This window comes from Caulobacter rhizosphaerae (genome assembly GCF_010977555.1).
In the GTDB taxonomy this organism is placed as follows: Bacteria; Pseudomonadota; Alphaproteobacteria; order Caulobacterales; family Caulobacteraceae; genus Caulobacter; species Caulobacter rhizosphaerae.
In genome coordinates this window covers 2418782-2431318 of sequence record NZ_CP048815.1, presented here as the reverse complement: position 1 = coordinate 2431318, position 12537 = coordinate 2418782, and the positions used below count along the sequence as shown (strand labels likewise).

At 69.9% G+C, this 12537-nt stretch carries 8 protein-coding genes; all 8 read right to left on the bottom strand.

The window, feature by feature from the left end; translation table 11 throughout:
• Positions 1–138: 138 nt before the first annotated feature.
• A complete protein-coding gene (locus G3M57_RS11220; protein WP_057186095.1) occupies positions 139–1278 on the bottom strand; it encodes a CmpA/NrtA family ABC transporter substrate-binding protein in 1140 nt (379 codons plus the stop codon).
• Positions 1275–1853 carry an ANTAR domain-containing response regulator gene (locus G3M57_RS11215; protein ID WP_028039058.1) on the bottom strand — a complete coding sequence of 193 codons (579 nt, stop codon included), beginning with the start codon at positions 1851–1853 and terminating at the stop codon, positions 1275–1277. Before G3M57_RS11215 ends, G3M57_RS11220 begins: the two co-directional genes overlap by 4 nt.
• Before the next feature lie 161 nt (positions 1854–2014).
• Positions 2015–3442: an efflux transporter outer membrane subunit gene (locus tag G3M57_RS11210; protein ID WP_163230545.1), complete on the bottom strand. Its 1428-nt coding sequence runs from the start codon at positions 3440–3442 to the stop codon at positions 2015–2017.
• Complete coding sequence (locus G3M57_RS11205; protein WP_163230543.1) at positions 3442–6648, bottom strand: efflux RND transporter permease subunit; 3207 nt, start codon at positions 6646–6648, stop codon at positions 3442–3444. Before G3M57_RS11205 ends, G3M57_RS11210 begins: the two co-directional genes overlap by 1 nt.
• Positions 6645–9794 (bottom strand): multidrug efflux RND transporter permease subunit, encoded by a 3150-nt coding sequence (locus tag G3M57_RS11200; RefSeq protein WP_163230541.1) that lies wholly within the window; start codon positions 9792–9794, stop codon positions 6645–6647. Before G3M57_RS11200 ends, G3M57_RS11205 begins: the two co-directional genes overlap by 4 nt.
• 9 nt (positions 9795–9803) lie before the next feature.
• Positions 9804–11123, bottom strand: a complete 1320-nt coding sequence (locus G3M57_RS11195) for an MdtA/MuxA family multidrug efflux RND transporter periplasmic adaptor subunit (RefSeq protein WP_163230539.1) — start codon at positions 11121–11123, stop codon at positions 9804–9806.
• A 230-nt stretch (positions 11124–11353) separates the two neighbouring features.
• Positions 11354–11704: a PilZ domain-containing protein gene (locus G3M57_RS11190; RefSeq protein ID WP_056752018.1), complete on the bottom strand. Its 351-nt coding sequence runs from the start codon at positions 11702–11704 to the stop codon at positions 11354–11356.
• Between the two features lie 103 nt (positions 11705–11807).
• On the bottom strand, positions 11808–12536 hold the full coding sequence (locus tag G3M57_RS11185) for an SDR family oxidoreductase (RefSeq protein ID WP_056752015.1): 729 nt from the start codon (positions 12534–12536) through the stop codon (positions 11808–11810).
• Position 12537: the final 1 nt, after the last annotated feature.

Below are 12537 nucleotides of genomic sequence, written 5' to 3'. Positions count from 1 at the left end.
AAAACGAACAAGCTCAATGCGTCGGGATCAAAGACTCGCCGCCGTGGCGCAGCCCTCGCCCCCGCCCGTCATCCACGGACTTGTTCCGAGGAAGACGGGCGTAGGCGGTGAACGGCCCTGGATACTCCGATGCGGAACCTAGCCTGCCCGCCCGACCGCGAACGACGCCGCATAGGCCCGGACGTCGGCAGGGTCGAAACGCGCCCCGTCGAACAGGGCCGAGGCCGGCGGCGCGGCGTCGGCGAACACCTGGGCCGGCTCCAGCACTGGTCCCAGCGACAACGCCGCCTCGCGGAACAGGTCCGGGCGGTAGACCCGGTCGGCCACGGCGGCCAGGTCGAGGTCGGCCTCCACCTGCCCCCAGCGCACCATCTGCGACAGGAACCACAGGGCGTGCTCGCGGCGCGGCAGGCCGGCGGCGTTGCGATGGAAGACGATCTCGGACTTCAGGGCCCGGGCCACGATCTCGGGCTCGACGCCCACATGGTCGGGACGCGACAGCAGGGCCACCAGCTCGGCATGGTTGCCCGGCTCGTCGGCCCAGGCCGCGGCGCGGATCAGGGCGCGCAGGGCCGCCCGCAGTTCGTCGCCATGGCGTTCAGCCCAGGCGGCGGTGACGCCGAACACCTTGTCCGGGCCGCCTGGCCAGAACTGCGAGGCCTTGATCAGCGACTCGCCCAGGCCCTCGTCGACGGCGGCGGCGTTCCAGGGCGCGCCGACGCAGAAGCCGTCGATCTCGCCCGAGCGCAGGTGCTCGACCATGCGCGGCGGCGGCGTGACCACCAGGCGCACGTCGCGGTCGGGATCGATCCCTGCCTGGGCCAGCCAGTAGCGCAGGAAGTAGTTGTGCATCGAATGGGGGAAGACGACGGCGAAGGTCAGTGGCGGGGCGCCCTGCTCCCGCCGGCGCGCGACCACCGCCGCCAGGGCGTGGGCGGTGACCAGCGGCGCCGCCAGGGCGCCGGGGTCGGCCTCGGCCATCAGCGCGGCCAGCTGGATGGAGACGGTGATGGCGCTGCCGTTCTGATTCAGGGCCAGGGGCGCCAGCATCGACCCGCCCTCCAGACCCGCCGGAGCCAGGGCCGTGGGGGCCAGCATGTGGGCGCCGTCCAGCGCTCCGACGGCGACCTTGTCGCGGATGGTCGCCCACGAGGCCTCGCGGCTCAGCGCCACCTCCAGCCCCTCCTCGGCGAAGAAGCCCTGCGCCTTGGCCACCACCAGGGGCGCGCAGTCGGTCAGGGGGATGAACCCCAGCGTCAGGTCGGCCAGTCCGCTCACGAGGCGTCGCCCTTCAGCACGCCGGCGAAGGCCAGCAGGTCGGCGGCGATCTGGCCGATCGGCTTGCCGCGATCCATGGCCAGCTTTCGCAGCAGCCGATAGGCGCCGTCCTCGTCCAGACCCCGCTCCTTCATCAACAGTCCCTTGGCCCGTTCGACGGTCTTGCGCGATTCGAGGTCGGCCTTGGCCTTGGCCAGGTCGCCGTGCAACTGCTGGGTCAGGGCGAAGCGGCTCATGGCCACGTCCAGGATCGAGCGCACCCGGCTCGGGGCCAGGCCGTCGACCACATAGGCCGCCACCCCGGCCCGCACGGCCTGCTCGGCCAGGCCGGGTTCGGAGCGGTCGACGAACATCACCACCGGGCGCGGATTGTGCTGGCCGGCCTCGCGCAGGCTTTCCAGCGTGTCGCGGTCGGGGCTGTCGGCGGCGATCACCACCACGTCGGGGGCGAAGGCCGCGGCCTCGCGCTCGTCGAACACGGCCGCCCGACGCACCTCCAGCGGCTGCACGCCGGCGAGCCCCTCGGCCACGAGGGCGGCGCGCGCGGGATCGGGATCGATGACGAGGACGCGCATGCCCTTCGCCCTAAGGCCGTCCGGCGACGGGTGGGAGCGGCGAAGGTTCATCGCGGTCGGAGTTGCTCAATCAGCCTGGTATTTGCACAGCCTAGCCTGAAATAGCGGCGCCAAACGAGCAGGCAAGACGCCACAGGCGCCGCGAGGCGCGCCCCCGCCGTCTAGGCGGGCTTCCATCCTCCGCCCAGCGCCTGGATCAGGGCCACGGCCGTGGTCTGCCGGGCCACGGCGGCGGTGAGCAGCGCCCGCCGCGCCGACAGGGCCGAAGCCTGGGCCGTCACCACGTCGGTGTAGGCCACCTGCCCGGCCTTGTACTGGTTGAGCAACATCTGCTCGGTCTGGTCCGCGGCGTCGGAACTGGTCTTCAACAGGGCGTAGCGGCGCTCCAGCACCTGGGCGGCGGTCAATTGGTTTTCCACATCCTCGAAGGCGGCCAGGGCGGTCTGGCGATAATCGGCGACCGAAGCGTCGTAGGACGCCCTCGCCTGCTCCACCCGCGCCTTGCGCGCGCCGGCGTCGAACAGGGTCTGGGCGGCGGTCAGACCCAGCGACCAGGTGTTGGCCGAGGCCGAGAACAGGTCGCCCAAGGCCGAGCCGCTGGTCGCGCCGTTAGCGCTGAGGCCGATGGTCGGGAAGAACGCGGCCCGGGCCACGCCGATGTCGGCGTTGGCGGCGGCGACCCGGCGCTCGGCCGCGGCGATGTCCGGCCGGCGCTCCAGCAGGGTGGAAGGAACGCCGGCCGGGATCTCGGGCACGCGGGCGCTCCAGGCCGGATCGGCGGCCAGGCGAAAGCCGCTGGCGGGCTCGCCCACCAAAGTGGCGATGGCGTTCTCGTAGGTCGCCCGGGTCTGGCGCAGGCTCTCCAGGTCGGCCTGGGCGCCGGCCAGCTGGGTGGTGGCCTGCAGCACGTCGGACTTCGGCGCGATGGCCGCGGCGTAGCGGTTCTGGGTGATCTGCAGGCTGCGCTGGTAGCCGTCGACCGTTCTGGTCACCAGGTCGATCTCGGCGTCGGCCTGGCGCAGGCCCAGATAGTTGACGGCCAGCTCGCCCTGCATCGACAGGCGGGCGCCGGCCAGGTCGGCGGCGCTGGCCTGTTCCGAGGCCTTGGCGCCGTTGATCCCCTGGCGGATGCGGCCCCACAGGTCCGGCTCCCAGCTGGCGCCGATCCCGGCCTGGTAGCGCTGGCCGCGGCTCGAACCGCCAGAGCTCGAAGGGGTCGAGCCGGAACCGCCGGACCTGGTCGCCGAACCCGACAGGTCGATGGTCGGGAACAGGCTGGCCCGCTGCTCGCGCACCAGGGCCCGGGCCTGGCGATAGCTGGCCTCGGCCGCGGCGATGGTCTGGTTGGAGACGTTGACCTTGGCGACCAGGGCGTCCAGCTGGGAGTCGCCCAGCAGGGTCCACCAGTCGCCGCGATCGATCAGGTCGCCGGGGGTGGCGAGCTTCCAGCCGTCCAGGGCCTTGTAGGTCGCCGGCAGGGCGGCGGCCGAGGCGGTGACGTCGGGCCGCTGATAGGCCGGTCCGACCGTGCAGGCCGACAGCAGGATCAGCGCGGAACCGGCGAGCGCGAGGGACTTGAGGGCGGGCATCAGACAGGCTCCGGCGCGGAGGGCATGTGGGCCAGGTAGCGCTCGTCGCGCGCCTTGCCCCGCAGGCGGTCGAGATAGACATAGACCACCGGGGTGGTGATCAGGGTCAGCAGCTGGCTGGCGATCAGGCCGCCGATGATGGTGATCCCCAGCGGCCGGCGCAGCTCGGCCCCCTCGCCGAAGCCGATGGCCAGCGGCAAGGCGCCCAGGGCGGCGGCCAGGGTGGTCATCAGGATTGGCCGGAAGCGCAGCAGGCTGGCCTCGCGCACCGCCTCCAGGGCTGTCAGCCCGCGCGACCGCTGGGCCTCCAGGGCGAAGTCGATGATCAGGATGGCGTTCTTCTTGACGATGCCCAGCAGCAGGAACACCCCGATCAGGGCGATCACCGAGAACTCCATCTTGAAGACCAGCAGGGCCAGCATCGCCCCCACCCCGGCCGCCGGCAGGGTCGACAGCACGGTCAGCGGGTGGACGTAGCTCTCGTAGAGGATGCCCAGCACGATGTAGATCGCCACGATGGCGGCGGCCACCAGGAACGGCTGCTGCTTGTTCTGGTCCTGGGCGCTGCGGGCGCTGCCCTGGAAGCTGCCGCGGACATTGGTCGGCAGGGCGATGTCGGCCTCGGCCTGCTTGATGGCGGCCTGGGCGTTGCTGAGCGAGACGCCGTCGGCCAGGTTGAACGAGATCGTCGTGGCCAGCTCGCCGTTCTGGTGGTTGATCGAGGTCGGGGTGGCGGCCTGGGCGACGCTGGAGATCGCGGTCAGCGGGGTCATGGGCGTCAAGGCGGTGTTCAGGGCGGCGCCGGTCGAGGCGTCGCGCAGGGCCGGATTGACCGCCGCGCCGCTGGTCGAGGTCGTCGCCGCACCGCTGGGATTGGTCGGCACATAGACGTCGTTCAGCGCCTCCGGCCCTCGCGAGAACCGGCGGTCCCATTCCAGGATCACGGCGTACTGGTTGATGTCCTCGTAGATCGTGGCGACCTGGCGCTGGCCGAAGGCGTCGTAGAGCGCGTTGTCGACCGCACGGGGCGTGACGCCCATGCGCGAGGCGCTGTCGCGGTCGATGGTGACGAAGGTCTCGACCCCGTTCTCGGACTGGTCGCTGTCGACGTCGGTCATCACGTCGGACCGGGCCTTCATCGCCTCGGCCAGCTTGGGCGCCCAGGCCTTCAGCGCGTCGCTGGAGTCGCTGGTCAGGGTGTACTGGTAGGTCGAGTTGCTCTGCCGCCCGCCCATCCGCACGTCCTGGACGGGGTTAAGGAAAACGCTGATCCCGGTGACCCTTTGCAGCTGCGGTCGCAGGCGGTTGATCACCGCCGAGCCTTTCTCCTTGCGGTCGCCTACCCCGTCGCCCAGCGGCTTGAGGTTGACGAACATGAAGCCGCCGCCGGCCCGGGCGCCGCCGGTGAAGCCGACCACCGTGTCGACGGCCGGGTCCTTGCGGATAATGTCGACCACCTGGCGCAGCTTGGCCTGCATGACGTGGAACGACACGCTCTGGTCGGCGCGCAGCCCGGCCTGGATCTGGCCGCTGTCCTGCTGGGGGAAGAAGCCCTTGGGCACGGCGACATAGAGCCAGGCGGTCATGGCGATCACCACCACCAGGATCAGCAGCACCACGGGCTTGGCGGCCAGCGCCCAGTCCAGGCTGTACTCGTAGGCGCGGTGGACACGGTTGAAGCCGGCCTCGAACGCGCGGGCGACCCGTCCCTCCTTCTTGCCCTCCTTCGGCGGCCGCAGCAGGTAGGCGCACATCATCGGGGTGGTGGTCAGCGAAATGACCAGCGAGATCATCACCGCCGCCGACAGGGTGACGGCGAACTCGCGGAACAGCCGCCCCACCTGGCCGCCCATGAACAGCAGCGGGATGAACACCGCGACCAGAGAGATGCTGATCGACAGCACCGTGAACCCCACCTCGCGCGCGCCCAGCAGGGCGGCCTGGAAGCGGTCCATACCTTTTTCGATATGGCGGGCGGTGTTCTCCAGCACCACGATGGCGTCGTCGACCACGAAGCCGGTCGCCACGGTGATGGCCATCAGGGAAAGGTTGTTCAGCGAGAACCCCAGCAGGTACATCACCCCGAACGTGCCCAGCAGCGAGACGATGGTCGCCGCCGCCGGGATTAAGGTGGCCCGGGCGCTGCGCAGGAAGGCGCTGACCACCAGCACCACCAGTACGATCGAGATCAGCAGGGTGACCTCGATCTCGTGCAGCGAGGCGCGGATCGAGTTGGTGCTGTCGCTGGCCACCGCCACGTTGATGTCGCCGGGCAGCTGGGCGCGCAGTTCCGGCAGGGTGGCGCGGACGCTGTCGACCGTCTGGATGATGTTGGCGCCCGGCTGGCGGGTGACCAGGATGATGATCGCCGGCTTGCCGTTGAACAGGCCCAGGGTCCGGGTGTCGGCGACGCTGTCGGTGACGTCGGCCACGTCCTTGAGCCGCACCGGCGCGTCGCCGCGCCAGGCCACGACCAGGCCGGCATAGTCGGCCGCCTTGCGTCCGCCCGGGCTGGTATAGACCTGGAACCGCCGCCCCGCTCCTTCGACCTGGCCCTTGGGTCGGTTGGCGTTGGCCGACTGGACCGCGGCGCGGACGTCCTCCAGCGAGATGCCGTACTTGTTGAGCAGGAACGGGTTGGCCGAGACGCGAACGGCCGGCAGCGAACCGCCGCCGATCTCCACGTCGCCCACCCCGGTCACCTGCGACAGGCGTTGGGCCACGATGTTGGACACCGCATCATAGATCTGGCCCGGGGTCTTGGTCTCGCTGGTCAGGGCCAGGATAATCACCGGGGCGTCGGAGGGGTTCTGCTTGCGGTAGCTGGGATTGCTGCGCAGCGTGGCCGGCAGGTCCGAGCGGGCGGCGTTGATCGCGGCCTGCACCTCGCGGGCCGCGCCGTCGATGTTGCGGTTGAGGTCGAACTGCAGGGTCACGCGGGCCGAGCCGGTGTTGCTCTGCGAGGTCATCTCGGTGACGCCGGGGATCACGCCCAGCCGTCGCTCCAGCGGGGTGGCGACGCTGGAGGCCATGGTCTCGGGGCTGGCCCCAGACAGGTTGGCCGAGACCGAGATGGTCGGATAGTCCACCTGCGGCAGGGGCGAAACCGGCAGCACGAAGAAGGCCGCGATGCCGGCCAGGGCCAGGCCGATGGTCAGCAGGACCGTGGCCACCGGCCGCCTGATGAAGGGCGCCGACAGGTTCACGAGGGCGCCCCCGGGACGGGCTCGGGATCGATCCTATCCGGCGGCACATGGTCGTCAGGCTCGCGGCGCATGCCCCGGTCAGCGGGGGCCAAACGGTCGAAGGCCAGGTAGATCACCGGGGTGGTGAACATGGTCAGCAGCTGGCTGACCAGCAGCCCGCCGAAGATGGCGATGCCCAGCGGCCGGCGCAGCTCGCCGCCCTCGCCGAAGCTCAGCATCAGCGGGATGGCCGCGAACAGGGCCGCCAGGGTGGTCATCAGGATCGGGCGGAAGCGCAGGATGGCGGCCTGGAAGATGGCGTCGCGGGGGCTCTTGCCCTCGTTGCGCTGTGCGTCGATGGCGAAGTCGATCATCATGATCGCGTTCTTCTTGACGATGCCGATCAGCAGGATGATGCCGATGATCCCGATCACCCCCAGGTCGTTGCCGGTGATCCACAAGGCCAGCAGCGCCCCGACCCCGGCCGACGGCAGGGTCGACAGGATGGTCAGCGGGTGGATGTAGCTCTCGTAGAGCACGCCCAGCACGATGTAGACGCAGACCACCGCCGCCAGGATCAGCCACAGCTGGTTGCTCAGCGAGTTCTCATAGGCTCCCGCCGCACCCAGGAAGGTATGGGTGACCGCCGTCGGCATGCCGATGTCCTTCATCGCCGCGCGGATGTCGTCGACCGCCTTGCCCAGCGAGACGCCCGGGGCGGTGTCGAAGCCAATCGTCGTGGCCGGGAACTGCGAGACGTGGGTCACCTGCAGCGGGGCGGTCTGCTCCTTGATGGTCGAGATCGCCGACAGCGGCGTGGGCTGGCCGCCGCCGGTCTTCAGGTTCAGCAGGCCCAGCGATTCCGGCGCGGTCAGCAGGCCGGGCTTGGCTTCCAGGATCACCCGGTACTGGTTGGTCTCGGTGAAGATCGTCGAGACGATCCGTTGGCCGAACGCGCTGTACAGCGCATCGTCAATGTCCGACGCCGTGATGGAAAGACGCGCGGCGGTGTCGCGGTCGATGTCGACATAGGCGGCCGCCCCCGTAGCGTCGGCGTCGCTATAGACGTTGCGCACCGACTTCACGCTGGCCAGGCGCTCGGCCAGCTTGCCGGCCCATTCCTTGACCGTGGCGGTGTCGGCGCCTTCCAGCGACAGGCGATAGAGGGTCGGGCCGGTCTCGGCGTCGATGGTCAGGTCCTGGGTGGGCTGCAGGTAGAGATGCACGCCCGGCACGGCGGCCACGCGGTCGCGCAGCCGCTGCATGATCTTCTCCTGCGAGCCGCCGCGGTCGGCCTTCAGGTTGATCAGCATCTGGCCGGTGTGCAGCATCGAATTATTGGCGCCGTCGACGCCGATGAACGAGCTGAGGCTCTCCACCGCCGGATCGTCGAGTATGGCCCTGGCCGCCTGCTGCTGCAGGCCGGCCATGCGGTCGTACGACACCGACTGCTCGACCTCGGTGCGAGCCTGCAACTGGCCGGTGTCCTGGGTCGGGAACAGCCCCTTGGGGATGATCAGGTACAGGAAGACGGTCAGGGCGAAGGTCGCCACGGCCACGACCAGGGTCGCCGTCTGGCGCTCCAGCACCCAGTTCAGGCCGCGCTCGTAGTGGTGCTCGACCCGCTCGAACACCGCCTGCGACTTGCGGGCGATGCGGCCCGGGCGTTCGTGGCCCTCGCCCTCGCCCTGCGGCTTCAGCCAGCGGGCCGACAGCATCGGCGTCAGGGTCAGCGACACCACGGCCGAGATCAGGATGGTGATCGCCAGGGTGATGGCGAATTCCCGGAACAGCCGCCCGACCACGTCGCCCATGAACAGCAGCGGGATCAGCACGGCGATCAGCGACACGGTCAGCGAGATGATCGTGAAGCCGATCTCGCGCGCGCCTTGCAGGGCCGCCGCCATCGGCTTGACGCCCTTTTCCAGGTGCCGGCTGATGTTCTCGATCATCACGATGGCGTCGTCGACCACGAAGCCGGTCGCGATGGTCAGGGCCATCAGGCTGAGATTGTTGAGGCTGAAGCCCATCAGGTACATCACCCCGCACGAGCCGATCAGCGAGATCGGCACGGCCAGGCCGGCGATCAGGGTGGCGCGCAGGCTGTGCAGGAAGAAGAAGATCACCACCACGACCATCACCACGGCCAGCAGCAGCTCCATCTCCACATGGTGGACCGAGCCGCGGATGCCGGTGGTGCGGTCGGCCAGCACCTTGACCTCCAGCGTGGCCGGCAGGCCCGCCTCCAGCTCCGGCAGCTTGGCCTTGATGGCGTCGACGGTCTGGATGACGTTGGCGCCGGGCTGGCGCTGGACGTTGACGATGATCGCCGGGGTCTCGTTGGCCCAGGCCCCCAAGCGGGTGTTCTCGGCGCTCTGCACCACTTGAGCGATGTCGCGCAGGCGGATGGGGGCTCCGTTCTTGTAGGTGACGATCAGGTTCGAATAGTCGTCGACGGTCAGCAGCTGGTCGTTGGCGTTGATCGTATAGGCGCGGGTCGGCCCGTCGAAGCTGCCCTTGGCGCTGTTGGCGTTGGCGTTGCTGATCGCGCTCTGCACATTGGCCAGGGTGACGCCGTACGACGCCATGGCCTGGGTGTCGGCCTGGATGCGGATGGCCGGGCGCTGGCCGCCGCTGAGGGTGACCAGGCCCACGCCCGACACCTGGCTGATCTTCTGGGCCAGGCGGGTGTTGACCAGGTTCTGCACCTCGGTCAGCGGCAGGGTGTCGGAGGTCACCGCCAGGGTCAGGACGGGGGCGTCGGCCGGATTGACCTTGGCGTAGACCGGCGGAGCCGGCAGGTCGGCCGGCAGCAGGCTGTTGGCTCCGTTGATCGCCGCCTGCACTTCCTGCTCGGAGACGTCCAGGCTTTCACCCAGATTGAACTGCAGGGTGATGATCGAGGCCCCGGCCGTGCTGACCGAGCTCATCCGCGCCAGGCCCGCCATCTCGCCCAATTGACGCTCCAGCGGCGCGGTCACCGTCTGGCTCATCACCTCCGGGCTGGCGCCCGGATAGAGGGTCTGGATCTGGATGGTGGGATAGTCGACCTGCGGCAGGGCCGACAGCGGCAGCAGCCGGAAGCCGACCAGGCCCGCCAGGACGATGGCCGCCATGAACAGCGCCGTGGCGACCGGCCGCTGGATGAAGGGACGCGAGGGGTTCATGGCGCGGGCCTATTGCGCCTGCTGCTGACGGTGGCGGCGGTGCTCGCCGCCCTGCTCCTGGCCGCCCTCGCCGCGCTTGCCGGCCCACTGGCCCTTGCCCTTGCCTTGGCCCATCCGGCCGGCGGCCTGGCCCGGCAGCTGCACCTTGCCGCCCTCGCGCAGGCGGTCGCCGCCTTCGGTGATCACCTTCTCGCCGACCTTCAGGCCGCTGGTCAGCGACACCTGGGCGGTGGTCGAGGGGCCGGCCACGACCTTGCGCTTGTGCACCGTCTGATCCGCGTCCAGCACCCAGACGAAAGCGCCGTCGCTGCTCTGGCGCAAGGCGGTGGCCGGCACCACCACCGCGTCCTTGATGGTGTCCAGCTCCAGGCGAACATTGACGAACTGGCTGGGGAACAGGGTTCCGCCGGCGTTGGCGAACCGGGCCTTGGCCTTGACCGTGCCGGTGCCCACGTCGACGACGTTGTCGAGGGTCGAGAAGGTCCCGGTGTCCAGAGTCGTGGTCCGGGTCCGGTCCAGGGCGATCACCGGCAGCGCCGCGCCGCTGTTGGCCCGCGCGCCGATCCGCGGCACGTCGTCCTGCGGGACCGTGAACTCGACATCGATCGGCGAGACGGTGGTGATCACGGCCACGCCGCTGGCGTCGCCCGCGCCGATATAGTTGCCGACGTCCACGACCCGCAGCCCGACGCGGCCGCTGACTGGCGCGACGATCCGCGCATAGCCGACGTTCAGCCGCGCCGTACCGACGGCCGCCTTGTCGGCCATCACCGTGCCCTGCAGTTGCTTGACCGTGGCGGCCTGGGTGTCGACGTCCTGCCGGGCGATGGAGTCCTGGGCCAGCAGGGTCTGGTAGCGCGCCAGAGTGACCCGGGCGTTGGCCAGCTGGGCCTCGTCGCGGGTCAGGTTGCCCTGCGCCTGCAGCAGGTCCATCTGGAACTGGCGCGGGTCGATCTGCACCAGCGGCTGGCCGGCGCGGATCATCTGGCCTTCCTTGAACAGCACCTGGGTGATTACGCCGGCCACCTGCGGCCGGACGGTGACCGTCGCGGCGGGCGTGACCGTGCCCAGGGCCTCGATCACCACCGGCAGGTCGGTCTGGGTCGCGGTGGCGACCGCAACGGTGCTGGCCGGACCGCCGCGCCGTCCGCCGCCGAACCCGCCGCCGGGGCCGCCCGGGCCGCCGGCGCCGCCGTCCGCGCCCTTGGGCGCGTGCATCAGGCTCCAGGCCAGCCACACCACGCCGGCCAGAACCGCCAGGGCGATCGCGCCGCCGATGACTTGCGCCTTGCGGCTGACGGGGCGGATCGGTCGGTAGGGTTCGGTCATCGAGATCCCAGGCGCAGGGCTGTGGAGAACGGACGAACGCTACCAGTGTCCGAAGCACGAAACGCCACAATGGCGAAACGGATGCTCGTACGGTCGCGCCTGGCGGCCGCGCTGGCGGTCGCTTACAGCCTTACTTGCCCGGCCACGTTACCGGCGCATTTCAAGGTCGAAACCTGCGCCGCCGCATCTTTGCCGCCAGTTGGCGAACGACAGCGGGGCGAAGACGGCGATCAGGCGCCGTTCAGCCGCCAGGCGAAGCGCGTGGCGATGGTCACCGCGCCGTCCTTGCCCCCGGCCGGCCCGTCCAGCGCTTCGCTCTCGATGAACTGCAGGCCGGCCTCCCTCTGGGACCGCCAGACCACGCGGGTCAGGTGAACCCGCTTGGCGATCGAGTCCACCAGGAAGATCCCCTCCTCCGGCAGCCCCATGTCGGTAAGCGAGACCCGCGCCCCGCCGTCGGCGATGTCGATCAGCGAGCATTTCCAGGCCTTGCGGCCATCGACCAGATAGGCCTTGCGCTTGGTCGGCGTGCGGGCGTGAGCCCGCTGCTCGGGAGCGCGTGATTCGACATCTGATCGCATGGCCACAACCCTAGCGCGGCACGGTTAACGGATGGCGCCGCTTGAAGAAGCTTTGCTATCACGAACCGGCCGCCTCAACCCAAAGTCTGTGGAGAACCCGCGATCAGTTGATCCAACCGCCGTCGATGATGTGGATCTGGCCGGTGGTGAACGCCGATTCATCGCTGCCAAGATACAGCGCCAGCTGGGCCAGCTCCTCGGGCTTGCCCAGGCGGCCCATGGGCTGGCGCGCGGTGAAGGCCTGGCGGGCGGCCTCGTAGTCGCCAGTGTCGGCCAGGCGCTGGTTCAGGGACGGAGTCTCCACCGTGCCGGGACAGATGGCGTTGCAGCGCACGCCCCGGCCCACGAAGTCGGCGGCCACGGCCTTGGTCAGGCCGATCACCGCGGCCTTGGTCGCGCCGTAGGCGAAGCGGCCCGGCACGCCTTTGATCGAACTGGCCACCGAGGCCATGTTGACGATCGACCCGCCGCCGTTCTCCAGCATGGCCGGCAGGAAGGCGCGGATCATCCGGTACATGGCGTTGACGTTCAGGTCGTTCGAAAACGCCCAGGCCGCTTCGTCGCAGTCCAGGATGGTGCCGGAGTGCACGAAGCCGGCGCAGTTGAACAGCACGTCGACCGGGCCCAGCTCGGCGGCCAGGTCGGTGATGGCCTTGGGATCCAGCACGTCCAGCCGACGGGTCTCGCAGCCCGTCACTTCGGCCAGCAGGGCCTCGTTGACGTCGGTGGCGATCACCCGCGCGCCTTCGCGGGCGAACAGCTCGGCGCTGGCCTTGCCGATGCCTTGCGCGGCCGCCGTGACGAGGGCGGTCTTGCCGGAAAGTCTTCCCATC

What these genes read in the sequence shown, in the direction of transcription:
- G3M57_RS11185 (WP_056752015.1), bottom strand. Translation starts at nt 12,536, where the DNA reads ATGGGAAGACTTTCCGGCAAGACCGCCCTCGTCACGGCGGCCGCGCAA.
- G3M57_RS11190 (WP_056752018.1), bottom strand. Translation starts at nt 11,704, where the DNA reads ATGCGATCAGATGTCGAATCACGCGCTCCCGAGCAGCGGGCTCACGCC.
- G3M57_RS11215 (WP_028039058.1), bottom strand. Translation starts at nt 1,853, where the DNA reads ATGCGCGTCCTCGTCATCGATCCCGATCCCGCGCGCGCCGCCCTCGTG.
- G3M57_RS11195 (WP_163230539.1), bottom strand. Translation starts at nt 11,123, where the DNA reads ATGACCGAACCCTACCGACCGATCCGCCCCGTCAGCCGCAAGGCGCAA.
- G3M57_RS11200 (WP_163230541.1), bottom strand. Translation starts at nt 9,794, where the DNA reads ATGAACCCCTCGCGTCCCTTCATCCAGCGGCCGGTCGCCACGGCGCTG.
- G3M57_RS11210 (WP_163230545.1), bottom strand. Translation starts at nt 3,442, where the DNA reads ATGCCCGCCCTCAAGTCCCTCGCGCTCGCCGGTTCCGCGCTGATCCTG.